Annotated in this window: 21 protein-coding genes; 19 read left to right on the top strand and 2 right to left on the bottom strand. The window is 65.5% G+C overall.

Features of this window, described 5'->3' with window-relative positions:
* Positions 1–9: 9 nt before the first annotated feature.
* Positions 10–414, bottom strand: a complete 405-nt coding sequence (locus ACLBKS_RS04800) for a nuclear transport factor 2 family protein (protein WP_410191659.1) — start codon at positions 412–414, stop codon at positions 10–12.
* A gap of 224 nt (positions 415–638) precedes the next feature.
* Between ACLBKS_RS04800 and ACLBKS_RS04795 the strand changes: the two genes are divergently transcribed.
* The 11 genes from ACLBKS_RS04795 to ACLBKS_RS04745 all read left to right on the top strand — a co-directional run bounded on the left by ACLBKS_RS04795 (position 639) and on the right by ACLBKS_RS04745 (position 16,066).
* Entirely contained in the window at positions 639–1,838 is a 1,200-nt protein-coding gene (locus ACLBKS_RS04795; RefSeq protein WP_410191658.1) for an ABC transporter substrate-binding protein, read from the top strand.
* Positions 1,839–1,936: 98 nt separating this feature from the next.
* Positions 1,937–2,815 (top strand): branched-chain amino acid ABC transporter permease, encoded by an 879-nt coding sequence (locus tag ACLBKS_RS04790; protein WP_410191657.1) that lies wholly within the window; start codon positions 1,937–1,939, stop codon positions 2,813–2,815.
* Positions 2,816–2,882: 67 nt separating this feature from the next.
* The gene (locus tag ACLBKS_RS04785; RefSeq protein WP_410191656.1) at positions 2,883–5,558 is read left to right on the top strand and encodes an ATP-binding cassette domain-containing protein; all 2,676 of its coding nucleotides are present in this window, start codon (positions 2,883–2,885) and stop codon (positions 5,556–5,558) included.
* A gap of 314 nt (positions 5,559–5,872) precedes the next feature.
* Positions 5,873–8,761 carry a 2-oxoglutarate dehydrogenase E1 component gene (locus ACLBKS_RS04780; RefSeq protein ID WP_410191655.1) on the top strand — a complete coding sequence of 963 codons (2,889 nt, stop codon included), beginning with the start codon at positions 5,873–5,875 and terminating at the stop codon, positions 8,759–8,761.
* 97 nt (positions 8,762–8,858) lie between these two features.
* Positions 8,859–10,121 (top strand): 2-oxoglutarate dehydrogenase complex dihydrolipoyllysine-residue succinyltransferase, encoded by a 1,263-nt coding sequence (gene odhB, locus ACLBKS_RS04775; protein ID WP_410191654.1) that lies wholly within the window; start codon positions 8,859–8,861, stop codon positions 10,119–10,121.
* A gap of 20 nt (positions 10,122–10,141) precedes the next feature.
* A complete protein-coding gene (locus tag ACLBKS_RS04770; RefSeq protein WP_410191653.1) occupies positions 10,142–10,456 on the top strand; it encodes a PspC domain-containing protein in 315 nt (104 codons plus the stop codon).
* Positions 10,457–10,481: 25 nt separating this feature from the next.
* A complete protein-coding gene (gene lpdA / locus ACLBKS_RS04765) occupies positions 10,482–11,909 on the top strand; it encodes a dihydrolipoyl dehydrogenase (RefSeq protein WP_410191652.1) in 1,428 nt (475 codons plus the stop codon).
* Positions 11,910–12,047: 138 nt separating this feature from the next.
* The gene (gene zapE / locus ACLBKS_RS04760) at positions 12,048–13,148 is read left to right on the top strand and encodes a cell division protein ZapE (RefSeq protein ID WP_410191651.1); all 1,101 of its coding nucleotides are present in this window, start codon (positions 12,048–12,050) and stop codon (positions 13,146–13,148) included.
* A gap of 20 nt (positions 13,149–13,168) precedes the next feature.
* Positions 13,169–13,699, top strand: a complete 531-nt coding sequence (locus ACLBKS_RS04755) for a hypothetical protein (RefSeq protein ID WP_410191650.1) — start codon at positions 13,169–13,171, stop codon at positions 13,697–13,699.
* Between the two features lie 11 nt (positions 13,700–13,710).
* Positions 13,711–13,926: a YdcH family protein gene (locus ACLBKS_RS04750; protein WP_410191649.1), complete on the top strand. Its 216-nt coding sequence runs from the start codon at positions 13,711–13,713 to the stop codon at positions 13,924–13,926.
* Between the two features lie 43 nt (positions 13,927–13,969).
* Complete coding sequence (locus ACLBKS_RS04745) at positions 13,970–16,066, top strand: ATP-dependent DNA helicase (protein ID WP_410191927.1); 2,097 nt, start codon at positions 13,970–13,972, stop codon at positions 16,064–16,066.
* A gap of 60 nt (positions 16,067–16,126) precedes the next feature.
* On the opposite strand, the gene ACLBKS_RS04740 is transcribed toward ACLBKS_RS04745, so the two are convergent.
* Entirely contained in the window at positions 16,127–16,957 is an 831-nt protein-coding gene (locus ACLBKS_RS04740; protein ID WP_410191648.1) for an outer membrane protein assembly factor BamD, read from the bottom strand.
* An 81-nt stretch (positions 16,958–17,038) separates the two neighbouring features.
* Between ACLBKS_RS04740 and ACLBKS_RS04735 the strand changes: the two genes are divergently transcribed.
* The 8 genes from ACLBKS_RS04735 (at position 17,039) to ispG (ending at position 25,579) form a co-directional block, all read left to right on the top strand.
* Positions 17,039–18,154 (top strand): RluA family pseudouridine synthase, encoded by a 1,116-nt coding sequence (locus ACLBKS_RS04735; RefSeq protein WP_410191647.1) that lies wholly within the window; start codon positions 17,039–17,041, stop codon positions 18,152–18,154.
* A 111-nt stretch (positions 18,155–18,265) separates the two neighbouring features.
* Complete coding sequence (gene scpB, locus ACLBKS_RS04730) at positions 18,266–18,988, top strand: SMC-Scp complex subunit ScpB (RefSeq protein ID WP_410191646.1); 723 nt, start codon at positions 18,266–18,268, stop codon at positions 18,986–18,988.
* Positions 18,985–20,343: a pseudouridine synthase gene (locus ACLBKS_RS04725; protein WP_410191645.1), complete on the top strand. Its 1,359-nt coding sequence runs from the start codon at positions 18,985–18,987 to the stop codon at positions 20,341–20,343. Before scpB ends, ACLBKS_RS04725 begins: the two co-directional genes overlap by 4 nt.
* A gap of 165 nt (positions 20,344–20,508) precedes the next feature.
* On the top strand, positions 20,509–20,934 hold the full coding sequence (gene ndk, locus ACLBKS_RS04720) for a nucleoside-diphosphate kinase (RefSeq protein ID WP_006298357.1): 426 nt from the start codon (positions 20,509–20,511) through the stop codon (positions 20,932–20,934).
* Positions 20,935–20,969: 35 nt separating this feature from the next.
* Complete coding sequence (gene rlmN / locus ACLBKS_RS04715) at positions 20,970–22,175, top strand: 23S rRNA (adenine(2503)-C(2))-methyltransferase RlmN (protein ID WP_410191644.1); 1,206 nt, start codon at positions 20,970–20,972, stop codon at positions 22,173–22,175.
* Complete coding sequence (pilW, locus tag ACLBKS_RS04710) at positions 22,172–23,014, top strand: type IV pilus biogenesis/stability protein PilW (protein WP_410191643.1); 843 nt, start codon at positions 22,172–22,174, stop codon at positions 23,012–23,014. The genes rlmN and pilW overlap by 4 nt, the downstream gene beginning before the upstream one ends.
* A complete protein-coding gene (locus tag ACLBKS_RS04705) occupies positions 23,007–24,272 on the top strand; it encodes a helix-turn-helix domain-containing protein (protein WP_410191642.1) in 1,266 nt (421 codons plus the stop codon). The genes pilW and ACLBKS_RS04705 overlap by 8 nt, the downstream gene beginning before the upstream one ends.
* Positions 24,272–25,579, top strand: coding sequence for a flavodoxin-dependent (E)-4-hydroxy-3-methylbut-2-enyl-diphosphate synthase (gene ispG, locus ACLBKS_RS04700; RefSeq protein ID WP_410191641.1), 1,308 nt, complete (start codon positions 24,272–24,274; stop codon positions 25,577–25,579). Before ACLBKS_RS04705 ends, ispG begins: the two co-directional genes overlap by 1 nt.
* Positions 25,580–25,591 lie beyond the last annotated feature (12 nt).

Here is a 25,591-nt window from a genome sequence, read left to right as displayed (position 1 = left end):
GGCTGTACCTCACAAAGCGGCCAATCCCGCGCGCACCAGCAGCCATTCGGCACTGTCGTTCCACACGTCCATCTGCGTGATCAGGCCCTGCTTCACGACGTAGCGGTCCACGTAGCGATTGCCTTCAAAGGGGGTGCCGTCGGGCCACACGCCGTACAGCGTGCCCAGGCTGTAGACCACGGTGTGCTCGGGCGTGCCGCCAGCCACGGTCTCGGTGGCTTCCACCTTTTTCTTGACCCACTGGTAGCGCGTGGCGTTGAAGGCCGCGCATTCGGCGGGTGCCTTCATGGCGCGGCCGCCTGTGAAGCGGATGCGCAGTTCGGGCGCGATGAATTGGCTGGCGGCGGCCGGGTCCGGAATCATCAGCAGGCGCAGGTATTCGTCGACGATGGCTGCGGGGGTGGACGGGTTCATGGGTGGATTCCTCTCATTCGTCCCTGTTTTGGTGCTGGGTGCACCAGGAGATCTAGGGTGGGACGTCTCAAAATCGTGCTCGCAAAAGACATGCCATATTGTTGACAATATGTTTGTCTTATTGAAAACAAGAAAATTATGAAATTGGCGACATTGGCACGTCGCTTGCATGACTGGGGCGAGCCCGCGGGGCCGTCCCTTCCCATCCTCACCTGGAGTCATTCATGAACCGCTTTTCCTTTTCCCTCGGTCGCCGCGGCCTGCTGGCCGCCGGCCTGAGCCTGGCTGCTGCCGCCCTGTCGGCGCCCGCATTGGCCGCCGAACCCATCAAGATCGGCCTGGTCACGGCGCTGTCGGGCCAATCGGCGCTGGCGGGCGAAGCCATCACGCGTGGCATGCAGCTGGCGATCGACGAGATCAACGCCAAGGGCGGCCTGCTGGGTGGGCGCAAGCTGGAGTTGGTGCGCCGTGACGACGAAGCCAACCCGGCCAAGGGCGTGGTGGCCGCGCGTGAGTTGATTTATCGCGAGAAGGTCGCGGTCATCTTCGGCGGCCTGGACACACCGGTCTCCATGGCCATCGTGCCGTTGATCAACCAGGAGAAGGTGCCGTTCATGGGTCCCTGGGCCGCGGGCACGGGCATCACCAAGAACGGCGCCAATCCGAACTTCGCCTTCCGCGTCTCGGCCGTGGACGAGATCGTGGACGTGGGCATGCTGGCCTACGCGCAGAAGACTTTCAAGACGGCCAAGCCCGGCCTGATTCTTGTCAACAATCCTTGGGGCGAGAGCAACGAAAAAGGCCTCAAGGCCGCCATGGCCGCCAAGGGCGTGACCCCGGCGGGCGTGGAGAAGTACGAAGCCAATGACGTGGACATGGTGCCCCAGCTCACGCGCCTGAAGGCAGCGGGCGCGGACACGCTGTTCCTGGTCGGCAACGTCGGCCCCTCGGCCCAGGTCGTGAAGTCGCTGGAGCGCATGGGCTGGAAGGTGCCGGTGGTCTCGCACTGGGGCCCGGCCGGTGGCCGTTTCACCGAGCTGGCCGGTCCGAACGCCAAGGACGTGCATTTCGTGCAGACCTACAGCTTCTTCGGCAAGCAGTCGCCCGTGGGCGAGCGCGTGATCAAGGCCATGATGGCCAAGTACCCCAACGTCAAGGGCCCGGGCGACATCACGCCGGCCGTGGGCGTGGCCAATGCCTACGACGGCGTGCACCTCGCGGCGCTGGCCATCCAGGCCGCAGGCTCGACCGAGGGTGACGCCGTGCGCCAGGGCTTCTACAAGATCGGCAAGTACGAAGGCCTGATCAAGACCTACAACAAGCCCTTCAGCCCCGAGGTGCACGACGCGGTGCAAGCCGAGGACTACGTCTGGGCGCAGTTCATCGACAACAGGATCGTGCCGGTGGGCGTGACGGTCAATTGAGTCCGGTTGCGTGACGCTGCTGACGGCCCCTGGCTGGAGCCGTCTGTCCAAGGTGGTCCGGTGACGGACCCCTTTGATTTTTTTGGAGAGGAAGAATCATGCTGGTGTTATCCGCGCTGGTCAGCGGCCTGGGCCTGGGCAGCATGTACGGGCTGATGGCCCTGGGCTTTTACGTGACCTACGCCGTCAGCGGCACGGTCAACTTCGCCCAGGGCAGTTCCATGATGCTGGGCGCGGTGCTCACCTACACCTTCGCGCAGACCCTGGGCTGGCCGGGCTACGCGGCCGTGCTGCTGGCTCTGGCCTTGTGCGCGGTCTACGGCCTGCTGGTGGAACTGCTGGCCGTGCGGCCTTTCGTGAACCGCGGCTCGGACGCTTGGCTCATGGCCACGGTCGCCCTGGGCATCGTGCTCGACAACGTGGTCATGGCCACCTATGGCAAGGAGCCGCGCAGCCTGCCTTCGCCGCTGGCGCAGTCGCCCATCGAGGTGGCGGGCCTGGGTCTGGGCGTGTACCCGCTGCAACTGCTGATTCCGCTCGTTGGTCTGGCGCTGGCGGCGGTCTTGCACGTCGTGTCGCGGCGCACGCGCTGGGGCACGGCCATGTTGGCCGTGGTGCAGAACCGCGCGGCCGCGCGCCTCATGGGCATCCCGATCCGTCGCGCGGTCGCGCTGGCTTTCGCGCTGTCGGCCTTGTTCGCGGGCATCGCCGGTGTGTTGATCGCGCCGCTGATGAATGTGCATTCGGACATGGGCACGCTGTTCGGCCTCAAGGCCTTCGCGGTGGCCATCCTGGGAGGCATCACCAGCGCTTGGGGCGTGATGATCGCCGGACTGCTTTTCGGTCTGGTCGAAGCGACCATCACCACCACGCTGGGTTCGGGCTACACGCAGATCCTGACCTTCGCGCTGGTGATCGCGGCGCTCGCCTGGCGCCCGAACGGCCTCTTCGGCCGCGCGGAAGTGAAGAAGGTATGAGCGTCGCTCGTCCGCTCGGCCACCTGAAGACGCATTGCATCGCAACGCGCAGCATGGAGATGACCCCATGAGTTTGAAGAACAAAAATGGCGCCGTGCTCGGCCTGGGCACGCCGCTGCAGATCGCGGCCTTCGTGGCCGTGTTGGCCTTGGGCGCGGCCCTGGCGCTCTCGCTCAATGGCTATTGGGTGTTTGTGCTGGCCCAGGTCGCCTTGCTGGCCATCGTGGGCGTGGGCCTGAATGTGCTGATCGGCTTGACGGGTCAGATGTCGTTTGGCCATGTGGGCTTCTACGCCATCGGCGCCTACACCGTGGCCATCCTGACCAGCAAGGTGGGCCTGAGTTTCTGGCTGGCGTGGCCGCTGGCGGCAATCATCGGCGCGGCTGCTGGCGCGCTGCTGGCGCTGCCCGCGTTGCGCGTGAAGGGGCCATACCTGGCGATGATCACCATCGCCTTCGGTTTCATCGTGGAGCACGGCATCGTCGAGGCCGGCGCGCTTACGGGCGGGCAAAACGGCATCATGGGCATCACAGGCCCCGCGCTGGGCGGGCTGGCCCAGGGGGAACGGGCCATGGCCTTGCTGGCCATCGCGGCGGCGGGCCTGGCCTTGGCCGTGTACGCCTGGCTGGCGCGCGGCACCTGGGGCGCGGCCATGCGCGCGGTGCGCGACGCCGAGACGGCTTCCGAATCCATAGGCCTCAACCCGCTGGTGATCAAGACCGTGGCCTTTGCCGTGTCCGCGCTCTGCGCGGCGGCGGCGGGCGCGGTGTTTGCGCCGCTCTCTGGTTTCGTGACGCCGCACACCTTCGGTTTTGTGCAGTCCATCCTCTTCGTTCTCGTCGTCATGTTGGGTGGCGCGGGTTCGGTCGCGGGCCCACTGGTTGGCGCGGTCATCGTGGGCCTGCTGCCCGAACTGCTCTCCGGCCTGGAGGAGTACCGCCTGCTGTTCTTCGGTGTGCTGCTGCTGGTGGTGCTCTGGGCCGCGCCGGATGGTGTGGCCGGGATGCTGCGCCGCCTGCGCTTGAGGTTGTGGCCGGTTCATGCCGTGTCGGACCAGGCAGGTTCAGCGTCGTCCGAGCCGGCTGGCGTTTCGATGGATGCGGTCCCGGTCTTGGCGCAGCGTGCGCGCCTGCCACTGGCGGCCCACGGCCTGAGCATGCAGTTCGGTGGTGTGCGGGCTGTGTCCAGTCTGCATTTCGAGGCGCCTGCTGCGGCAGTGACCAGCCTGATCGGCCCCAATGGCGCCGGCAAGTCCACGGCGCTGAACATGCTGAGTGGCTTCTATCAGCCCAGCGAGGGCGGCTTCACGCTCGGGGGCGAAACCCTGACGGGTCTGGACGCGATGCGCATTGCGCGCCGGGGCGTGGCCCGCAGTTACCAGACTTCGCAGCTTTTCGGCTCTTTGAGCGTGTTGGACAACGTGGTGCTGGCCGTGCACCGGGGCCGACTCGGGCCGCTGTTGGGCGCAGGCCGTCGAACCAGGCCCGTGCTGACGTCGCGGGCGCTGGAGCTGATCCGCTGGTGCGGCTACAGCGGGCATGCGGACACGCTGGCCGCGGACTTGCCGCATGTGGACCGGCGCCTGGTCGAGATTGCGCGTGCCTTGGCCGCCGACCCCGAGGCCCTGCTGCTGGACGAGCCCGCGGCTGGTCTCTCACGCGAGGACAAGGAGCGCCTGGGCCAGCTGCTGCGCCGCATCGCCGACGCTGGCGTGACCGTGCTGCTGGTGGAGCACGACATGGCCCTGGTCATGGGCATCAGCGACCAGGTGGTGGTGCTGGACGCAGGAGTGCGTCTGGCCGTGGGTACGCCCACCCAGGTGCAGGCCGATCCTGCGGTGCAGCAGGCGTATTTGGGCGAATCCCTGGACATTGTTGACCCCCACGCTCCACCGTTTCACGGGTCGCTGCCTCCCGAGGGGGCTGCCTCCCCTGGGGGCGGCCCGGCGGCGAGGCGCGCCGAGCCGAGTGCTGCTGACCCGTCCGAAGTTGCGTTGCGGCCCGAAATGCTGGGCGTCGGCGCCCTGGTGGCCGGTTACGGCGCCGAGCCCGTGCTGCATGGCATCGATTTGCAGGTTCGCCAGGGTGAAGTCGTGGCCTTGCTGGGCGCCAATGGCGCGGGCAAGTCCACGCTGATGAAGGCGCTGGCGGGGCTGCACCGGCCAGTGCAAGGCGGTATCCACCTCGAAGGCCGTGAGCTCAAGAACATGGGCGCCGAGCAGGTGGTAGCCCAGGGCGTGGTGTTGGTGCCCGAGGGGCGCCAGGTCTTCCCTGAACTCAGCGTGCTGGACAACATCCGCCTCGGCGCGTTCTTGCAGCCTGCGGACCTTGAGGCGAGGGTGGAAGCACAGCTGCGGCGTTTCCCGCGCCTGCGTGAACGCCTGCACCAGCGCGCTGGCCTGCTGTCAGGCGGGGAGCAGCAGATGCTGGCCATCGCGCGTGCCTTGATGTCGCGTCCGCGCATCCTGCTGCTGGACGAGCCTTCGCTGGGTTTGGCGCCCAAGGTGATCGCGGAGCTGTTCGCCGCGCTGGACCAGTTGCGCCGCGAGGGCATGACGCTGCTCCTGGTGGACCAGATGGCGGGTCTGGCGCTGGCGCTCGCCGACCGCGCCTATGTGATCGAGGGCGGTCGCATCGTGGCCCAGGGCACGGCGGCCGACATTGCGGCGGACGGCGCGCTGGCCCAGGCCTACCTGGGGCAGCAGGCTCATTCGCCGCGGATGCCTGCTCGAAGCGCGCCGTAACCCTGTGAAACCCCCATGAAGACGTGCTCGGAGGCGGTTTTTCACGCGCGTGCATGCCTGCGGCGTGGCGATCTTGGCGCGCGGCCGACCACCGAGGCCGCATATTTTCATGCTCTGTGAATTCGTTCCCCTCTGCTTGTGTTACGACTCTGTTTCGGTGGCACAATCCCGTCCGTACTGAGGGGCGGGGTATCCACATGGAGCCGCCCTTGGGCCCTTCCAGCCACAGTCGCATCCGCTAACCGGTTCAGCCGTGCCGCGGAAGGTTTCTTAAACCAGTCAAAGTTTCCTGCAGGGAAACGGAGGTCAGCGCAATGAGCGAATCCAACGGCTCCGCGTCGTCTGTCTATCAGACTTACCGCGATAACACTTATCTGTTCGGTGGCAATGCCCCGTACGTCGAAGAGATGTACGAGAACTACCTCGCCAACCCCGGCAGCGTCCCCGACAACTGGCGCGATTACTTCGACGCGCTGCAACACGTGCCCGCCGTCGACGGCAGCAACACGCGCGACGTGCCGCACCTGCCGGTGATCAACGCCTTCGCCGAACGTGCCAAGCAGGGCGTCACCCAAGTGGTGATGGCCACCGGCGCCGACTCCGAAATGGGCCGCAAGCGCACCGCGGTGCAACAGCTCATCGCCGCCTACCGCAACGTCGGTGCGCGCTGGGCCGATCTGGACCCGCTCAAGCGCACCGAGCGCCCCGCGATCCCCGAGCTGGATCCCGCCTTCTATGGTTTCACCGACGGCGACCAGGAAACCGTCTACAACACCAGCAACACCTTCTTTCCTGGGGAGACGATGTCGCTGCGCCAGCTGCTCAACGCGCTGCGCGAGACCTACTGCGGCACCATCGGTGTCGAGTACATGTACATCACCGACCAGACGCAAAAGCGCTGGTGGCAACAGAAGTTGGAAAGCACCCGCGCCAACCCCAACTTCACCGCTGAGCAGAAGAAGCAGATCCTGGACCGCCTGACGGCCGCCGAGGGTCTGGAGCGTTACTTGCACACCAAGTACGTGGGCCAGAAGCGCTTCTCGCTCGAAGGTGGCGAAAGCTTCATCGCCGCCATGGACGCGCTGATCCAGCAGGCCGGCGCCAAGGGCGTGCAGGAAGTGGTGATCGGCATGGCCCACCGCGGCCGTCTGAACGTTCTCGTGAACACCCTGGGCAAGATGCCCAAGGATTTGTTCGCCGAGTTCGACCACACCGCGCCCGAGGAACTGCCCGCCGGTGACGTGAAGTACCACCAAGGCTTCAGCTCCGACGTGACCACCCCTGGCGGTCCGGTCCACCTGAGCCTGGCCTTCAACCCCTCACACCTGGAAATCGTCAACCCCGTGGTGGAAGGTTCCGTGCGCGCGCGCATGGACCGTCGTGGCGACACCGAAGGCAAGCAGGTGCTGCCGGTGCTGGTGCACGGTGACGCCGCCATCGCTGGCCAGGGTGTGAACCAGGAAACGTTGGCCCTGTCCGAGACCCGCGGTTACACCACGGGCGGCACGGTGCACATCGTCATCAACAACCAGATCGGTTTCACGACCAGCGACCCGCGCGACAGCCGCTCCACGCTGTACTGCACGGACATCGTCAAGATGATCGAAGCGCCGGTGCTGCACGTCAACGGCGATGATCCCGAAGCCGTGGTGCTGGCCACCCGCCTGGCGCTGGAATTCCGCATGGAGTTCCACAAGGACGTGGTGGTGGACATCGTCTGCTTCCGCAAGCTGGGCCACAACGAGCAGGACACGCCGGCTCTGACCCAGCCGCTGATGTACAAGAAGATTGGCGCGCACCCCGGTACCCGCAAGCTGTACGGCGACAAGCTCGTCACGCAAGGCATCTTGCCAGCTGACGGCCCGGACGAGTACGTCAAAGCCTACCGTGCCGCCATGGACGCGGGCAAGCACACGGTGGACCCGGTGCTGACCAACTTCAAGAGCAAGTTCGCGGTGGACTGGTCGCCCTTCCTGAACAAGAAGTGGACCGACGCCGCCGACACGGCGCTGCCGCTGGCTGAGTGGAAGCGTCTTGCTGAAAAGCTGACCACCATCCCCGACAGCGTGACGCCGCACCAACTGGTCAAGAAGGTGTACGACGACCGCGCCGCGATGGGTCGCGGCGACATGCCCGTGGACTGGGGCATGGGCGAGCACATGGCCTTTGCGTCCTTGGTGGCCGCGGGCTACCCGGTGCGTCTGTCGGGCGAGGACTGCGGCCGTGGCACCTTCACGCACCGTCACGCGGTCATCCACGACCAGAAGCGCGAGAAGTACGACGAAGGCACCTACATCCCGCTGCAAAACGTGGGCGAGGGCCAGGCGCCGTTCACCGTCATCGACTCCATCCTGTCCGAAGAAGCGGTGCTGGCCTTCGAATATGGCTACGCCTCCAATGACCCGCACACGCTGGTGATCTGGGAAGCCCAGTTTGGTGACTTCGCCAACGGCGCCCAGGTCGTGATCGACCAGTTCATCGCCTCGGGCGAGGTGAAGTGGGGCCGCGTCAACGGCATCACGCTGATGCTGCCGCACGGCTACGAAGGCCAGGGCCCGGAGCACAGCTCGGCACGCCTGGAGCGCTTCATGCAGCTGGCCGCCGACACCAATATGCAAGTGGTGCAGCCCACCACCGCCAGCCAGATCTTCCACGTGCTGCGTCGTCAGATGGTGCGCCCGCTGCGCAAGCCGCTGGTCATCATGACGCCCAAGTCCCTGCTGCGCAACAAGGACGCCACGTCGCCGCTGTCCGAGTTCACTAAGGGCGGTTTCCAGACCGTCATTGGCGAGCAGAAGGAGATCGCGGACGACGCCAAGGTCAAGCGCGTGATCTGCTGCTCGGGCAAGGTCTATTACGACCTGGTCAAGAAGCGCGAGGAAAAGGGTCTGGACGACGTCGCCATCCTGCGCGTCGAGCAGCTCTATCCCTTCCCGCACAAGGTCTTCGGCGCGGAACTCAAGAAGTACCCGAACGCCACCGAGATCGTGTGGTGCCAGGATGAGCCGCAGAACCAGGGCGCTTGGTTCTTCATTCAGCACAACATCCACGAGAACATGCTGGACGGCCAGAAGCTCGGTTACGCGGGTCGCGCCGCCTCGGCCTCCCCGGCCGTGGGTTACGCCCACTTGCACCAAGAGCAGCAAAAGGCCCTGGTGGAAGCCGCGTTCGCCAAGCTCAAGGGCTTCGTGCTCACCAAGTAAAGACACCGTCTGAGGCGAAGGCCAGCAGGATTCGTTCTGAATTCGTGCTGGTCTTTCGCACACCCCTCCAAACGCAAACCCATAACGGAAGAATCAAATGGCTATCGTAGAAGTGAAGGTTCCGCAGCTGTCCGAATCGGTGGCGGAAGCCACCATGCTGCAATGGAAGAAGAAGGCTGGCGATCTGGTCGCCGCCGATGAAATCCTGATCGAAATCGAGACCGACAAGGTCGTGCTCGAGGTGCCCGCGCCCGCAGCGGGCGTGCTGTCCGAAGTCGTGGTTGGCGACGGCGGCACGGTGGTGGCGGATCAGCTCATCGCCAAGATCGATACCGAAGGCAAGGCTGGCGCGGCGGCCCCCGCTGCTGCGGCAGCGCCCGCGGCAGCCGCTCCCGCTGCGGCCCCTGCCGCTGCGGCGGCTGCGGTGTCCGCCTCCAAAGCAGGCGTGGCCATGCCCGCCGCCGCCAAGCTGATGGCCGACAACAACCTGGCCGCCGGCTCCGTGGCGGGCTCGGGCAAGGATGGTCGCGTGACCAAGGGTGACGTGCTGTCGGCCGTGGCCGGTGGCGCCAAGCCCGCAGCCGCTGCCATTCCCACCGGCGCACCCACCAAGGCCCTGCCGCAAGTGGCCGCGCCCAGCAGCTCTCTGCACCTGGGCGAGCGCCCCGAGCAGCGCGTACCCATGACGCGTCTGCGCGCCCGCGTGGCGGAGCGTCTGCTGCAGTCGCAGGCCACCAACGCCATCCTGACCACCTTCAACGAAGTGAACATGGCCCCGGTCATGGAGCTGCGCAAGAAGTTCCAGGATTCCTTCACCAAGGAACACGGCACCAAGCTGGGCTTCATGTCCTTCTTCGTCAAGGCGGCCGTGCATGCCCTGAAGAAGTACCCCGTGCTGAACGCCTCCGTCGATGGCAATGACATCGTCTACCACGGCTACTTCGACATCGGCATCGCCGTCGGCTCGCCGCGCGGCCTGGTGGTGCCCATCCTGCGCAACGCCGACCAAATGAGCTTCGCCGATATCGAGAAGAAGATCGCTGAGTTCGGCAAGAAGGCGCAAGAAGGCAAGCTGGGCATCGAAGAGATGACGGGCGGTACCTTCTCCATCTCCAATGGCGGCACCTTCGGCTCCATGATGTCCACCCCCATCATCAACCCGCCCCAGTCGGCCATCCTCGGCGTGCACGCCACCAAGGACCGCGCCGTGGTCGAGAACGGCCAGATCGTGGTCCGCCCGATGAACTACCTGGCCATGAGCTACGACCACCGCATCATTGACGGCCGTGAAGCCGTGCTGGGCCTGGTGGCGATGAAGGACGCGCTGGAAGATCCGTCGCGTCTGCTGTTCGACATCTGATCGACACACGGGTGACCCAGATGTCGCTTGCCGACGAACTGCAGAAACTCGAGGAGCTGCGCCAGCGCGGCGCCTTGAGCGAAGCCGAATATGGTCAGGCGAAGGCAAGGCTGCTGGAAGTGCCCTTGAGGGCGCATGCCACCGGGATGGAAGCCATCAATGGCTTCCGTCTCAGTTCGTCGGATCGCTGGATCGCTGGCATCTGCGGCGGGCTGGCGGTGTCTACAGGGCTGGCCAGCTGGATCTGGCGCCTGATTTTTGTGTTGCTGTTCTGCTTCGGCGGCTTCGGTCTCCTCAGCTATTTTCTACTCTGGGTCGTCGTGCCGCGCGACTGATCGCGGACTCAACTCACTGAACATCATGTCCAAACAATTCGACGTTATCGTTATCGGCGGTGGCCCCGGTGGATACATCGCTGCCATCCGTGCCGCCCAACTGGGCTTCAACACCGCTTGCATCGACGAGTGGAAGAACGAGAAGGGTGGCCCTGCGCCGGGCGGCACCTGCACCAACGTGGGCTGCATCCCGTCCAAGGCGCTGCTGCAGTCGTCCGAGCATTTCGAGCACGCCAACAAGCACTTTGCCGAGCACGGCATCACGGCGACCGGTGTGAAGATGGACGTGGCCAAGATGATCGCCCGCAAGGACGCGGTCGTGAAACAGAACAACGATGGCATCCTCTTCTTGTTCAAGAAGAACAAGGTGTCGTTCTTCCATGGTCGCGGTTCGTTCGTCAAAGCCGTTGACGGTGGTTATGAAATCGCCGTCAAAGGCGCGGCGAACGAGACCCTGGTGGCCAAGCAAGTCATTGTGGCCACCGGCTCCAACGCGCGCGCCTTGCCGGGCGCGCCCTTCGACGAGGAGAACATCCTCTCCAACGACGGCGCGCTGCGCATCGGCGGCGTGCCCAAGAAGCTGGCCGTGATCGGCTCCGGAGTGATTGGCCTGGAAATGGGCTCGGTCTGGCGCCGCCTGGGCGCGGACGTGACCGTGCTGGAAGGTCTGCCCACCTTCCTGGGCGCGGTGGACGAGCAGATCGCCAAGGAAGCCAAGAAGGCCTTTGACAAGCAGGGCCTGAAGATCGAACTCGGCGTCAAGATCGGCGAGGTCAAGTCCTCCAAGAAGGGCGTGACGATCGCTTATGCCAACGCCAAGGGCGAAGCGCAGACCCTGGAAGCGGACAAGCTCATCATCTCCATCGGCCGCGTGCCCAACACCATCGGCCTGGGCGCTGAGGCCGTGGGCCTGAAGCTGGACGAGCGCGGCGCCATCGTGGTGGATGATCTGTGCAAGACCAATCTGCCGGGCGTCTGGGCCGTGGGCGACGTGGTGCGCGGCCCCATGTTGGCGCACAAGGCGGAAGAAGAAGGCGTGGCCGTGGCCGAACGCATCGCGGGCCAGCACGGGCACGTGAACTTCAACACCATCCCCTGGGTCATCTACACCAGCCCCGAGATCGCCTGGGTCGGCAAGACCGAGCAGCAGCTCAAGGCCGAGGGCGTGGCTTACAAGGCCGGCACCTTCCCCTTCCTGGCCAACGGTCGCGCGCGTGCCTTGGGTGACACCACGGGCATGGTGAAGTTCCTGGCCGACGCCAAGACCGATGAAATCCTGGGCGTGCACATGGTCGGTCCGCAGGTGTCTGAGCTGATCTCCGAAGCCGTGGTCGCCATGGAGTTCAAGGCCAGCAGCGAGGACATCGCGCGCATCTGCCATGCCCACCCGTCCTTGAGCGAAGCCACCAAAGAAGCGGCCCTGGCCGTGGACAAGCGCACGCTCAATTTCTAAGGCATGACGAGGCCCCCGCGCCTGCCCAAGGCGTGGGGGTCGCTCCCGCCCAGAGCCGCCGTGCGCTGCGCGCCTCCTGGGTTTGATGCCGCAGCCGCCCGCAGGCGGCTCGCTGGCGCTTGGTAAAGGTTTTCTCACGTGGCATCGGTACTCGAGGCGTACGAGTCGGAACTGAAGACGCGGGGTTACCGCAGCGATCCCGCCCAGCTGCGCGCCGTGCAGGCGCTGGAACGCTGCGCGGGTGAATGGTTCCTTTACAAGAACAAGCGCTCCAACGCCTTCAAGAAGCTGATCAACCACCCGGACATCCCGATGGGGGTGTACATGTTCGGGGGCGTGGGTCGCGGCAAGAGCTTCCTGATGGATTGCTTCTACCAAGCCGTGCCGCTGCGTCGCAAGACGCGTCTGCACTTCCACGAGTTCATGCGCGAGGTGCATCGTGAACTCGCCGACCTGCAGGGCACCGTCAACCCGCTGGACGCGCTCGCCGAGCGCATCGCCGAACGCTACAAGCTGATCTGCTTCGACGAGTTCCACGTCGCCGACATCACCGACGCGATGATCTTGCACCGCCTGCTCTCCGCGCTGTTCCAGAACGGCGTGGGCATGGTGATGACCTCCAACTTCAAGCCCGACGATCTGTATCCGAACGGCTTGCACCGCGACCGTATCCTGCCCGCCATCGCGCTGCTGAACCGGGAGATGGAGGTCATCAACGTGGACAACGGCACCGACTACCGGCAGCGCACGCTCGAACACGTGCAGCTCTACCATCAGCCGCTGGGCCCCGAAGCCGACGCCGCGATGGAGCAGGCCTTCAACGATCTGGCCGAGGCGCGCGACGAAGACCCGGTGCTGCACATCGAGTCGCGTCAGATCCGCGCGCGGCGCAAGGCGGGGGGCGTGGTCTGGTTCGATTTCAAGACGCTTTGCGGTGGTCCGCGTTCGCAGAACGACTACCTGGAAATTGCCTCGCAATTCCATACTGTGTTCCTGAGCGACGTGCCGCACATGCCGGTGCGCATGGCTTCGGAGGCACGTCGATTCACCTGGCTGATCGACGTGCTCTATGACCGGCGGGTCAAGCTCATCCTCTCAGCGGCGGTGCCCCCGGAGGAGCTGTACACCGAGGGGCCGCTGGTGCACGAGTTCCCGCGCACCGTGTCGCGCCTGAACGAAATGCAGTCACGCGAGTTCCTGGAGCAGGAACGCCGGGTGGTGGACACGCGTTTGACATGAGCAGCGTACAGTGCCGGTCCATGAAGTCGTTTACCGTCTTTTCTCCTTTAGCCCATCGGCGCGCTGCCTGGCGTTTGACCGTCACGGCGTGGGCGGTGTTCTTGCCCGTGGTCATGGCCAACGCCCAAGACCAGAGCCCTCAGCCGACGCAGCCCCCTGCGCAGGTCGTGGACCCCGGGCGGGTGGCGGAGCCCGCGCCTTACGACGCCGAGCTTGATGCCCGTGAGCGAGTTCGCATTCGTCATGAGCGCGAGCGGGGGGAGGCCGAGTACAAGCAGGCGCAGGTGGATTGCTACCAGCGCTTCGCCGTGAACTCTTGTCTGCGTGAAGCGCGCCGGGCGCGGCGCGTCGAAACCGACCGTTTGCGCAAACAGGAGATCGCTCTCGACGACTCGAAGCGCGCGGCCGAAGTTCAGTCGCGCAAGCAGGCCCTCGAGGCGCGCCAGGCGGAGCGAGCCCGCCAGGACGCGGCGCGCGAGCAAGAGGAGGCCGCTCGTGCGCGCAACCGCGCTCCATCCCGTGGCAACGCAACCGAGCCGACGGTCCGGTGAGCGGAGGTCCGGTGGAAGTCAATCTTCATTCCCCGCAGCGCCGCCTGATCGAGCTGCGCATGGAACACGCCGATCTGGACGCCATGATCGACCGCATGGGCGAACAGTTTGGCGTGGCGCAGACCAACGACGAGTTGTCCTTGCGCCGCCTGAAGAAGCGTCGCCTCGCCTTGCGTGACGAAATCGCCCGCCTGGAACGCGAGCTCACGCCCGATGAGCCTGCCTGAGGCCGCCGAAGGTCATCGGCCGATGCCATCGCCGCAGGCCGCGATGTCCGATGGCCTGCACGCGGAAGTCGCCTCCGCTTTCGCAGAAGGGGGCTTGCTAGCGCGCGGTTTTCCCTCGTTTCGTTCGCGCGAGGGGCAAACCGAAATGGCGCTCGCCGTGGCCGACGCCTTGTCCCGCCGCGAGGCGCTGGTGGTCGAGGCGGGAACCGGCGTCGGCAAGACCTACGCCTACCTGGTGCCCGCGCTCATGAGCGGTCAGCGCGTCTTGCTGTCGACGGCCACCAAGACCTTGCAAGACCAATTGCATGGACGCGACTTGCCTCGCCTGCTTGAGCTGCTGGGCTTGCCGCTGCGCACCGCCTTGCTCAAGGGGCGTGCCAGCTACCTGTGCTTGCATCGCCTCGAGCAAGCTCGCCACGGCGCGACCTCGGGGCATGCCGCCACAGGTGCTGCAGCGCACGCCTTGTCGCGCATCGAGCAATGGAGCAAGCAGACCCGCACCGGGGATTTGGCCGAATTGCCGGGCCTGGATGAGCGTTCGTCGCTGATCCCGCTCATCACGTCCACCCGTGACAACTGCCTGGGGCAGGACTGCCCACGCTACCGGGAGTGCCACGTGAACCTCGCCCGCCGAGAAGCGCTGGCCGCGGATCTGTTGGTGGTGAATCACCATCTCTTCTTTGCCGACTTGGCTGTGCGCGAGTCCGGCATGGCCGAACTGCTGCCGACGGTGGACGCCGTGATCTTCGACGAAGCGCATCAGCTCAACGAAACCGGCGTGCAGTTCCTCGGGCGCCAGCTGTCCAGCAGCCAGGTGTTGGAGTTCGCGCGTGACTTGCTCGCCACCGGGCTTCAGCAGGCCCGCGGTCTGGCCGACTGGCAGCAATTGGCGGGTGGCGTCGAGCGGGCCTTGCAGGACTTGCGTTTGTGCGCGGGGCGCGCGCCCAGTGGGGGTCTGCGTTTGACCTGGAACGAGACGACCCCGGAACGCCTCAATCCCGATGCTTGGTCGGCGGCTCTGCAAGGACTGCAGCAAGCGTGCGAGGACGCGCGTGCTGCCTTGGCCCATGTGGACGAGCTGGGGCCGGATTTCCTGCGCCTGGCGGATCGCGCCCGCGACCTGGTCGCGGCCACTGCGTTTTTCAGCGTGCCCGCGTCGCCCGAAGCCGTGCGTTGGCTCGAAGTCGCTCAGCAGATGCGTCTGGTCGAATCGCCCCTGGACATCGCCGACACCGTGCGCGCGCGCTTGATCCCGCCGCTGAGCGGGGAGGAAGAGCAGGGGCAAGACCACGAGTCGGACGCGTCGCGCCGCTCCGCGCGCAAAGCCTGGATCTTCACCTCCGCAACCTTGGGCGACGACGAGACCTTGCGCTGGTTCACCGAACCCTGCGGCTTGCAGGACGCGCGTGTGCTGCGCGTGCGCAGCCCCTTTGACTACGCCCGCCAAGCGGCCCTGTACGTGCCAGCGACCTTTCCCAAGCCTGGCGAGACCCGCCATGCGGAGGCAGTGGCCACCTTGGTGGCGCGATTCGCCCCGGTGCTGGGTGGGCGCACCCTGGTGCTGACGACCACCCTGCGCGCTTTGCGTGAGATCGGAGATCGTCTGCCCGAGCTGCTGGCGGATTCGGCCGGTGTTGAGGAACTGGGAAATGCGTCGGTCACCGGCGTGAGCCGGCTGGAGGTGCTGTGTCAGGGGCAGCGCCCCAAGCGCGAGCTGCTGGATCGCTTGCGGCGTGGCGCCGCATCGCCCACCCAGGGCTGCGTGCTGGTGGCCTCGGCGTCTTTCTGGGAAGGGGTGGACATTCCTGGTGATGCCCTGCAGTTGGTGGTGATCGACAAGCTGCCTTTCCCTCCACCAGGAGATCCACTTGTGCAGGCCCGCAGCCGCAGGCTGGAGAGCGCGCAGCGCAGTGCCTTCAACGACTACCACCTGCCCGAAGCCGCCGTGGCGCTCAAGCAAGGTGCTGGACGCTTGATTCGCAGTGAATCAGACCGGGGCTTGCTGGTGATCTGCGATCCGCGGCTGGCTCAGATGGGGTACGGGCGCCGTCTCTTGGCGGGTTTGCCGCCGATGCAGCGGCTGAGCACGGAGGCCGAGGTTCTGGCCTGGCTCTCCGTACTGCGAGCGGGCGCGGATTGAACGTTCAGCTTGGCGTTGCGCCACGCAGCGACGTGAACGCCAGCATGGCGTTCCTATGAATCACCAGAGTTTCCACCAAGGGCTGTCTGGCGCGCTGGACCCTTCGTCGGCGCCGACCTTGATGCCCTTGAGGTAGGGGCTGTTCGGGAAATTCGTCGCGAGCACGCGCCGTGCGTCGTCGCGCAATTGCGGCATGTTCAAAGCCTCGTAGGAGTCGACCAGAATCTGCAGCGCATCCTCCAGCGCCGGGGCGGTGCGGTAGTCCGCGATGGCCTGCTGGGCGCGGTTGATGGCGGCGACATAGGCGCCGCGCTTGAAGTAATAGCGCGCCACGTGGACTTCGTAACGTGCCAGGGTGTTGACGATGTAGACCATGCGCGCTCGCGCGTCCGTGCTGTAGCGAGAGTCTGGAAAGCGCGTGACCAGCTCGTTGAAAGCCGTCCAGGATTCCTTGGCGGCGAGTTGGTCACGCTCCGACAAGTCCTGGCGCGTGATGAAGGAGAACAAGCCGAGGTCTTCGTTGAAGTTCACCAGTCCCTTGAGGTAGAGCGCGTAATCGATGGCGGGGCTCGCAGGGTGCAGGCGCATGAAGCGGTCCAGCGTGGCCACGGCTTGCGCGGGCTGGTCATCTTTGTACTGGGCGTAGGCTTTTTCCAATTGCGCTTGCTGGGCCAGCGGCGTGCCAGCGGCACGGCCCTCCAGCTTTTCGAACAAGGTCACTGCCTGCGTGTATTGGAAGTTGCGGACTTCCTCGCGCGCTTGCTCGAGGATCTCCTCCGGTTTCATCTTGGCCGTGGGGTCGTCGGGCGTGCTGGAGCAGGCCGACAGCAGGGCGGCCAGCGTGAGTGGCAGCAGGCAAGAAAGTACACCCGATAATTTGGCGCGCAGCATCAAGGAAAACCGTTGAAATCAAAGGCAGGGATTATAGAAGTCACCCCCGCGCGGCCCGCTTCTCCGCGAGCCGAGCAGGTCATGTCCGCGTTCAATGAGGAGGACGCGGGCACGACGGCGGACGACGGTGAAGCCGGTGACGCTGGCGAGGCCGAATTGGAGCGCCGCCCCTGGCGCATTCCCCCGGAGTTGCACGGTCAACGGCTGGACCGCGCTTTGAGCGAGTTGGTGCCCGAGTTTTCGCGCAGTTATCTGCAGCAACTCATTGAGGCCGGCGCGGTGTCACTGGGTGCGCAGTCCAATCAGCTTGTGTTGCGCAAGTCCGCTCACAAGGTCCGCGCTGGGGAGGAGGGGACGATCGAATTGCGCCCGACTCCGCAAAGCCAAGCCTTCAAACCCGAGGTCATGGCCCTGGACATCGTGCACGAGGACGCGCACCTGCTTGTCATCCACAAGCCAGCGGGCCTGGTGGTGCACCCCGCCCCTGGCAATTGGAGCGGCACTTTGCTGAATGGCCTGCTCGGACGCGACCAAGGGCATGGAGAAGCAGCGGCTCAATTGCCGCGCGCCGGCATCGTGCACCGCTTGGACAAGGACACCAGCGGCTTGATGGTCGTGGCGCGCACGCGCGTCGCCATGGAGGCGCTGGTGCGCATGATCGCGGCTCGCGAAGTGAGCCGGCAGTACTTGGCGCTGGCGCATCGGGTGTGGAGCGGCCCTGTGCTGCGCGAGGTCGGGGGCACGGCGCAGGAGGGCATCGGTCGTGATCCCGCCAATCGCTTGCGCATGGCGGTGGTCGATCTGGCGCGACACCCAGGCAAGACCGCGCTGACCACCTTCGAGTTGCTGAGCAACGCCACGCCGCCGCCAGACCTGGGTCTGGTCCAGGGGGCTTGCCTGCTGCGCTGCACCTTGCACACGGGGCGCACCCACCAGATCCGCGTGCACGCTGCCTCGATCGGCCATCCGCTGCTGGGTGATGGCCTTTACGGCGGAGCGCCCGTGGCTGGGTTGCGGCGGCAGGCGCTACACGCTTGGCGCTTGGCTTTGCGCCACCCGATCAGTGGCGAAGACTTGGTGTTCCATGCGCCGCCCCCCAATGACTTGCTTGGGGTCTGCGCCGCCTTGGGGCTGGACTACAATGCCGCGCAGGAAACACCGAAATCGCCCTTGTCCCGAGGGCCGAAGGAAGCGTGAGAGCCGTGCCACGACGATGCATCGGCTGCTGGTCGGTACCGCCGCGCTCCTCCCTTATCTCTTCTTGATTCTTCTTTTCGTGCACCGTGACGGTGCCGGTTGCCCTTTGACATGAATACATCTCTGGCCAAGCGCGTTCTCGAAACCGCCTTGATTTGCGCGCAGCAGCCCATGCCGCTGCGCGACATGGGTCAGCTGTTTGAGGGGACCCTGAGCACCGACACACTCAAGTCCTTGCTGGAGGAGTTGCAGCAGGAGTGGGCCCAGCGGGGCGTGGAGTTGGTTTGCGTGGCCTCGGGCTGGCGCTTCCAGAGCCGCCCTGAGATGCGCGAGTACCTGGATCGCCTTCATCCTGAAAAGCCACCACGCTACACCCGAGCCACGCTGGAGACGCTGGCCATCATCGCCTACCGCCAGCCGGTGACCCGGGGCGACATGGAAGACATCCGTGGCGTGACGGTCAATTCGCTGATCATCAAACAGCTCGAAGACCGTGGCTGGGTCGAGGTGGTGGGTCACCGCGAGGCGCCGGGGCGCCCCGCGCTGTACGCGACGACGCGGCAATTCCTGGATGATCTCGGCCTGGCGTCCATTGACCAGTTGCCTTTGATGGAAACGCCCCAGGGTCAAGACGGTGTGTTGGACATGCTGTCGGAACTCTCGGCGGACCCGCCCCAGTCTGCGTCCACCGAACAGGTCGCGCCAGCTTCGGGTGACGCGACGGTCGTGGCGCTTGTGGCGCCGGCGACCCCGCAGACGGAAGAAGGCGCCTCGACCACCACGGACTCGGCGGGTCCAGCCTCCAGCGCAATGACAGAGGAACAACAGGGATGAATACCGAAGGCATGAATGACGAGGGACTGAATCCACCGACGCAGCCCCAAGCGGCGCAAGGTCAGCAAGCATCGCCAGCGACTCGCCCCGAACCCGCGCCGCGAGACCCAACCGTCACGCCAGCCGTCACTGAGGCTATCGAGGCTACCGAGGCCACGCCGGAGGACCGTTTCGCCGCCGTGGTCTCCGGTGCCTTTGACGCGGACGAGGCATCAAGCGAGGTGCCCGCGCCGTCCAAGCGTGTGCTGCAACCCCAAGCCGAAACCCCCAAGCTGCACAAAGTGCTGGCCCAGGCCGGCATGGGATCGCGCCTGGAGATGGAGCAGCTCATCATGGAAGGGCGCATCTCCGTCAACAACGAGCCCGCGCACATCGGCCAACGCATCCAGTTCGGTGACCAGATCAAGGTCAATGGCAAGCCGATCCGTTTTCGCATCGCGCCGCCGCCTGCGCGGGTGATTGCCTATCACAAGCCGGTGGGCGAGGTCGTCACGCACGATGACCCGCAAAACCGGCCCACGGTGTTTCGTCGCCTGCCCAAGCTACCCCAGGGCAAGTGGCAGTCGGTGGGGCGGTTGGACCTCAACACCGAGGGCCTGCTTCTGTTCACCAACTCCGGCGATCTCGCCAACCGGCTCATGCACCCGCGCTTTGGCCTGGAGCGCGAGTACGCCGCGCGCGTGCTGGGTGCTCTGAGCAACGAGGAGAAGCAGCGGCTGCTCGACGGTGTGCCACTCGACGACACCAAAGCCCAGTTCGGCAGCATCGAAGAAGGTGGAGGCGAAGGCTCCAACCTCTGGTACCGCGTCACGATCTCTGAAGGTCGCAACCGCGAGGTGCGTCGCATGTTCGAAGCGGTGGGGCACGCGGTCAGCCGCCTGATCCGCATCCGTTACGGCGCCATGGTCTTGCCGCGCGGGTTGAAGCGGGGGGCGTGGATGGAGCTGGACGAACGCGACATCCGGGCTTTGATGCAGGCGGCAGGCGGCTCCGTGGAGTCGGCGGAACCCAGGGGCGCGTCCGCCCGTGGACGCCCTGGCTCTGGCAAGGCAGGCGGCTTCAAGAACGGGAATGCTCGCCCGGCCGGGGCGCAGCAGCGCCAGGGGAATGGCGCGGGCAAGTCAGGCAAAGCGGCGGGCAAATCCGGCCGGGGCGCTGGGGGGCAGGGCGCCCAACCTGATCCGATGAAGACGTCTCAAGGCTACATCGGTCACGACAGTTTCATCCGGCAGCGCCAGGACAAGGGCTCGGGTCGTCCGGGCGGGCGGAGCGGTTTTGGTGGGGGCGGGGGAGCCGCTGGACGCGGTGACCGCAAGACCGGCGGCGGACGTGGGGGAAACGGCCGAGGCCGTTGATTCAGCAAGGATTTTTGCCGTGTCCCGGGTGAAAACCCGCTGCTGAGCGGTTAAAATGCGCGACTTTGCCTGATTCGGCTGCTTCGCTTGCTGCGGACGCGGCGCATCACTGCAGGAATAAAACCTCAATTACAGCCTAAAGCCCCCATCACAGGAAGAACGAACATGGCCATCCAGCGCACCCTCTCCATCATCAAGCCCGACGCCGTTGCCAAGAATGTCATCGGTCAGATCTATGCCCGTTTTGAAGCCGCGGGCCTGAAGATCATCGCGGCCAAGATGGTCCATCTGTCCCAAGCCGACGCGGAGGCCTTCTACGCCGTGCACAAGGCGCGCCCCTTCTTCAACGACCTGGTGAAGTTCATGATCTCCGGTCCGGTGATGATCCAGGTGCTCGAGGGCGAGAACGCCATCCTGAAGAACCGTGACCTGATGGGCGCGACCGACCCCAAGAAGGCCGACAAGGGCACCATCCGCGCTGACTTCGCCGACAGCATCGACGCCAACGCCGTGCACGGCTCCGACGCGCCCGAGACCGCCGCAGTCGAAGTGGCGTTCTTCTTCCCCGGCATGAACGTCTACAGCCGCTGAAACTCGCGCGCGCCAGCCTTGCGCGCCCTCACCTCATGACAACGGCCAATCTGCTTGACTTCGATCTCGACGGATTGGCCGTTTTTTGCGAACGGCTCGGTGAGAAACGCTTCCGCGCGACCCAGCTGTTCCGATGGATCCACCAGCGGGGCGCAAGCGACTTCGATCAGATGAGTGATCTGGCCAAGTCGCTGCGCGCCAAGCTCAAGACCTCGGCGCGTATCGAGTCCTTGCCGGTCATTACCCAGCAGGAGTCCGCGGACGGCACGATCAAGTGGCTGTTTGACGTGGGCGGAGGCAATGCCGTCGAGGCGGTCTACATTCCCGAGGACGACCGAGGCACGCTCTGCGTTTCGTCCCAAGCCGGTTGCGCCGTGGGCTGCCGTTTCTGCTCCACCGGTCACCAGGGGTTCAGCCGCAACCTGAGCACCGGGGAGATCGTGGCCCAGCTCTGGTATGCCGAGCACTTCCTGCGCGCCCGTCGGCAGCGTCCGCTACAGCCTGGCGAAGACCATCGCGTGATCACCAACGTCGTGATGATGGGGATGGGTGAGCCACTGCAGAACTACTCGGCCTTGGTGCCGGCCTTGCGCGTCATGCTGGACGACCATGGCTACGGTCTTTCGCGTCGGCGCTTGACCGTGTCCACCTCGGGCGTGGTGCCGATGATCGAGCGTCTCAGCGAAGAGTGCCCCGTCGCTCTGGCGGTCTCTCTGCACGCGCCCAACGACACGCTGCGCGACGGCTTGGTCCCGCTCAACCGCAAGTACCCGATCCAGGAGCTGCTGGACACTTGCCTGCGCTACCTGGTGCACGCGCCGCGCGACTTCATCACCTTCGAATACTGCATGCTCGATGGCGTCAATGACCAGCCCGAGCACGCGCGCGAATTGCTGGCCCTCATGCAGGTGTTCCGCCAGCGCGCAGCCGATTTGGGGCACGGTGTGGGCTGCAAGCTCAACCTGATTCCCTTCAACCCCTTTCCCGAGTCCGGCTTGAAGCGCTCCCCCAGCGACCGGGTGCAGGCCTTCGCCAAGATCTTGCTGGATGCCGGCATCGTGACCACGGTGCGCAAGACCCGCGGTGACGACATTGATGCCGCCTGTGGCCAACTGGCGGGTGACGTGCAGGACCGTACCAGTGTCGATGCCCGCATGGCGCGCCAGCGGCAACTGCTCCAGCCCCTCCAGCCTATGCGGTCCTTGGATGCCGGGCCGTCCTCCGGGAGCGCGCGGGCATGAGCGGCTTGGAGGCGCGCCTGTTAGCCCATCCGCAGTTCGCGCAGCGCGCGTTCTGGACTTGGCTGTCCTTGCTGATGCTCGCGCTTGTCTTGCCAAGCCTGCACGGGTGCGCGCAGCGCGCAAGCGATGGCGGCGACATCGTCACCGCGTCGGATGAGCCCGAGCAGCGCCATCGGGCGCGGCTGCGCCTGCAACTGGCCTTGGGGTACTACGAACGTGGTCAACACACGGTGGCGCTGGACGAAACCAAGCAGGCCCTGGTCATCGACCCTGCCTTCGTGGACGCCTACAACCTGCGTGGCTTGATTTACATGCAACTCGGCCAGCCGCGATTGGCGCAGGACAGTTTTCGACGTGCCCTGTCCTTGGGCGGTGACAATCCGGATGTGCTGCACAACCTGGGTTGGCTGCAGTGCCAGCAGGGCGAGTTCGCCCAGGCGGCGCTGTCGTTTGAGCGAGCTCTGGCGCAACCGGCTTATTCCCAGCGTGGCAAGACCTGGCTGAGCATGGGGCTTTGCCAGATCAGGTCGGGGCAGCCCGTGGCGGCTGAGCAGAGCCTGCTCAAGGCGCACGCGCTGGATGCGGAAAATCCCGTGATTGGCTACAACTTGGCGCAACTGCTGTACGCGCGTGATGCGACGCCTGAGGCTCGCTTGTACATTCAGCGCATCAACAGCAACGGTGCGCTGGTGAATGCCGAAACCCTGTGGTTGGGTGCGAAGATTGAGCATCGCCTGGGAAATGCTCAGGCACGGGATCGCCTGGGTGGCCAGTTGCGTGTGCGTTACCCAGGCTCCAAAGAATTGGATTCCTATGATCGGAGAGCGTTCGATGAATGAAGAGAACAAGCAAGAAAAGACGCAGGCTGAAGCAGTGAGCGTTGCTGCGGGGGGCGTGGCGCCGGATGAATCGTCTTCCGGTCCCGATTCGGTCTTCCAAAATTCATTTCAACCGTCCACGCAAGGCAGCGTAGGCACGAGTGCGGGGGCCATGCTGCGCCACGCGCGCGAGACGGCCGGCGTGGATCTGTCTTCGCTGGCTCTGGCGCTGAAGATCTCTGTCAAGAAGCTGGAGGCGCTCGAGGCCAATCGCCACGACGAGCTGACGGATTCCGTGTTCATCCGCGCGCTGGCCTCCAGTGTCTGCCGCACCCTCAAGATCGATGCGGCTCCCATCCTCGCGCGCCTTCCCAAGTCGAATGCCCCTAAGCTGGTGGCCAACGACGAAACCGGTTTGAACGCACCGTTCCGCACCCCCGCCGACGTCGCCAAGACGCCGTTCTGGGAGCACCTGTCCCGGCCTGCGGTACTGGCCGCCTTGGTTGTGTTGCTGGCTGCCTTGATCCTCATCCTCTTGCCGTCCAGCAAGAACACGACGGCTGCGAACTCGACGGGGACGCCTGCGCCCAGCAATACGGTGCCGTCCAACGAGTCGACCGAGCGTGCCGAAGACGCGTCCAAAGAGGCTGTGGCCGAGACCAATGCCAGCTCGCCGGCTGCAAGCGTCGCCGCTTCGCAAACCGCCATCCCCGCTGCGCCCTTGGTGACTGCCCCGATGAACGCTCCCGGCACGGTGCAGGCGAGTGCCGCTTCGCCATTCTCCAATTCCGCCGGCGCGAGCCGTCCCGCGCCCGTTGCGGCACCCGCCGCCGCTGCGCCCGCAGCCCTGTCTCCGGCCGCGACACCGTCCATCCTGGCGCGGGGTACCGCGCCGAACGGTGCGGCCACCAACCTGGCGACCGTGCCCGCGCGCGCACCCGCGCCCGCCGTGGCGTCTGCGGCTGCGCAACCTGCCGCCGCGGCCCCCGCCCCACAGGCGCCGGTTGCCGAGGACGACGATGAACCCAAGTTCGCCCGCTCAGGCGCCGTCGTTTTCCGCCTGCGCGAGCCGGGCTGGGTCCAAGTCACGGACGCGAGCGGGACGATCCGCATCAACCGAGTGCTTGAAGCCAACAAGCCGGTGGGCGTGGTCAATGGTCCCTTCCCGCTGACCGTGGTGGTGGGGCGTCCCGAGGTGACCGACGTGCAGGTGCGTGGCCGTCCCTTTGATCTGACGCCGACCGTCCAAAATGGTCAGGCCAAGTTCGAGGTGCAGTGATGTCCTTGGATCGCCAGTCCGATCCGCAGGCCTTCGGCGTACTTACGCCGGGGCCGATCCCGCAGGCCGCGCCGCGCGCACGTCGCAGCCGCCAAGCCCGCGTGGTCTGGGGAGCGAACGTGGTCACCGTGGGTGGCGACGCCCCGGTGCGTGTGCAGTCCATGACCAACACCGACACGGTGGACGTGATCGGCACCGCCATCCAAGTCAAGGAGCTGGCCCAGGCTGGCAGCGAACTGGTGCGCATCACGGTCAACACGCCCGAGGCGGCCCAGGCCGTGCCGCATATCCGCGAACAGCTGGACCGCATGGGCATCTTGGTCCCCTTGGTGGGTGACTTTCACTACAACGGCCACACCTTGCTGACGCAGTATCCGGCCTGCGCCGAAGCGTTGAGCAAATACCGCATCAACCCCGGGAACGTGGGCAAGGGCGACAAGAAGGACCGCCAGTTTGGCCAGATGGTCGAGGCTGCCTTGAAGTGGAACAAGCCCGTGCGCATCGGCGTCAACTGGGGCAGCCTGGACCAGGAATTGCTCGCGGGTTTGATGGACACCAACAGCCGGCGCGCCCAGCCCTGGGATGCCAAAGCCGTGATGTACGAGGCGCTCGTCACGTCCGCGATCGAATCCGCGCAACTCGCGGTTGAACTCGGCATGGCGCCCGAGCAGGTCCTGTTGTCCTGCAAGGTCAGCGGCGTGCAGGACCTGATCTCCGTCTACCGCGAACTGGCGCGCCGTTGCGATTTCCCGCTGCACCTGGGTCTGACCGAAGCTGGCATGGGCACCAAGGGCACGGTGGCGTCCGCGGCGGCCATGTCCGTGCTGCTGCAAGAAGGCATCGGCGACACCATCCGGGTGTCCTTGACACCGCAGCCGGGTGAGTCGCGCACTCAGGAGGTGGTCATCGCTTCCGAAATCCTGCAATCCCTGGGACTGCGCGTGTTCGTGCCCAGCGTGACGGCCTGCCCTGGTTGCGGACGCACCACGAGCACCACGTTCCAGGAACTGGCCAAGCAGATTGACGACTTCCTGCGCATGCAGATGCCGGTCTGGCGCAAGCAGTACCCGGGCGTGGAGACTCTGAAGGTGGCCGTGATGGGCTGCATCGTCAATGGCCCAGGCGAAAGCAAGCATGCCGACATCGGCATCAGCCTGCCCGGCACAGGGGAGTCACCGGCTGCGCCGGTGTTCATCGATGGCGAGAAAGCCTTGACCCTGCGCGGCGACAACATCGCCAATGAATTCCACAAGATCGTCGAAAACTACATCGAAAAGCGTTTCGGCCGCGCGGCTGAAACTGCATGACCCAACTCTCCC

The organism is Hylemonella sp. W303a (assembly GCF_046452315.1).
GTDB lineage: Bacteria > Pseudomonadota > Gammaproteobacteria > Burkholderiales > Burkholderiaceae_C > Hylemonella.
The sequence above is the reverse complement of the archived record's forward strand: the minus strand, read 5'-3'. Positions and strand labels throughout refer to the sequence as shown.

What these genes read in the sequence shown, in the direction of transcription:
- ACLBKS_RS04780 (WP_410191655.1), top strand. Translation starts at nt 5,873, where the DNA reads ATGAGCGAATCCAACGGCTCCGCGTCGTCTGTCTATCAGACTTACCGC.
- odhB (WP_410191654.1), top strand. Translation starts at nt 8,859, where the DNA reads ATGGCTATCGTAGAAGTGAAGGTTCCGCAGCTGTCCGAATCGGTGGCG.
- ACLBKS_RS04785 (WP_410191656.1), top strand. Translation starts at nt 2,883, where the DNA reads ATGAGTTTGAAGAACAAAAATGGCGCCGTGCTCGGCCTGGGCACGCCG.
- ACLBKS_RS04795 (WP_410191658.1), top strand. Translation starts at nt 639, where the DNA reads ATGAACCGCTTTTCCTTTTCCCTCGGTCGCCGCGGCCTGCTGGCCGCC.
- ACLBKS_RS04800 (WP_410191659.1), bottom strand. Translation starts at nt 414, where the DNA reads ATGAACCCGTCCACCCCCGCAGCCATCGTCGACGAATACCTGCGCCTG.
- ACLBKS_RS04740 (WP_410191648.1), bottom strand. Translation starts at nt 16,957, where the DNA reads ATGCTGCGCGCCAAATTATCGGGTGTACTTTCTTGCCTGCTGCCACTC.
- ACLBKS_RS04770 (WP_410191653.1), top strand. Translation starts at nt 10,142, where the DNA reads ATGTCGCTTGCCGACGAACTGCAGAAACTCGAGGAGCTGCGCCAGCGC.
- lpdA (WP_410191652.1), top strand. Translation starts at nt 10,482, where the DNA reads ATGTCCAAACAATTCGACGTTATCGTTATCGGCGGTGGCCCCGGTGGA.
- ndk (WP_006298357.1), top strand. Translation starts at nt 20,509, where the DNA reads ATGGCCATCCAGCGCACCCTCTCCATCATCAAGCCCGACGCCGTTGCC.
- rlmN (WP_410191644.1), top strand. Translation starts at nt 20,970, where the DNA reads ATGACAACGGCCAATCTGCTTGACTTCGATCTCGACGGATTGGCCGTT.
- ACLBKS_RS04745 (WP_410191927.1), top strand. Translation starts at nt 13,970, where the DNA reads ATGTCCGATGGCCTGCACGCGGAAGTCGCCTCCGCTTTCGCAGAAGGG.
- ACLBKS_RS04705 (WP_410191642.1), top strand. Translation starts at nt 23,007, where the DNA reads ATGAATGAAGAGAACAAGCAAGAAAAGACGCAGGCTGAAGCAGTGAGC.
- ACLBKS_RS04790 (WP_410191657.1), top strand. Translation starts at nt 1,937, where the DNA reads ATGCTGGTGTTATCCGCGCTGGTCAGCGGCCTGGGCCTGGGCAGCATG.
- ACLBKS_RS04755 (WP_410191650.1), top strand. Translation starts at nt 13,169, where the DNA reads ATGAAGTCGTTTACCGTCTTTTCTCCTTTAGCCCATCGGCGCGCTGCC.
- ispG (WP_410191641.1), top strand. Translation starts at nt 24,272, where the DNA reads ATGTCCTTGGATCGCCAGTCCGATCCGCAGGCCTTCGGCGTACTTACG.
- ACLBKS_RS04725 (WP_410191645.1), top strand. Translation starts at nt 18,985, where the DNA reads ATGAATACCGAAGGCATGAATGACGAGGGACTGAATCCACCGACGCAG.
- pilW (WP_410191643.1), top strand. Translation starts at nt 22,172, where the DNA reads ATGAGCGGCTTGGAGGCGCGCCTGTTAGCCCATCCGCAGTTCGCGCAG.
- scpB (WP_410191646.1), top strand. Translation starts at nt 18,266, where the DNA reads ATGAATACATCTCTGGCCAAGCGCGTTCTCGAAACCGCCTTGATTTGC.
- ACLBKS_RS04735 (WP_410191647.1), top strand. Translation starts at nt 17,039, where the DNA reads ATGTCCGCGTTCAATGAGGAGGACGCGGGCACGACGGCGGACGACGGT.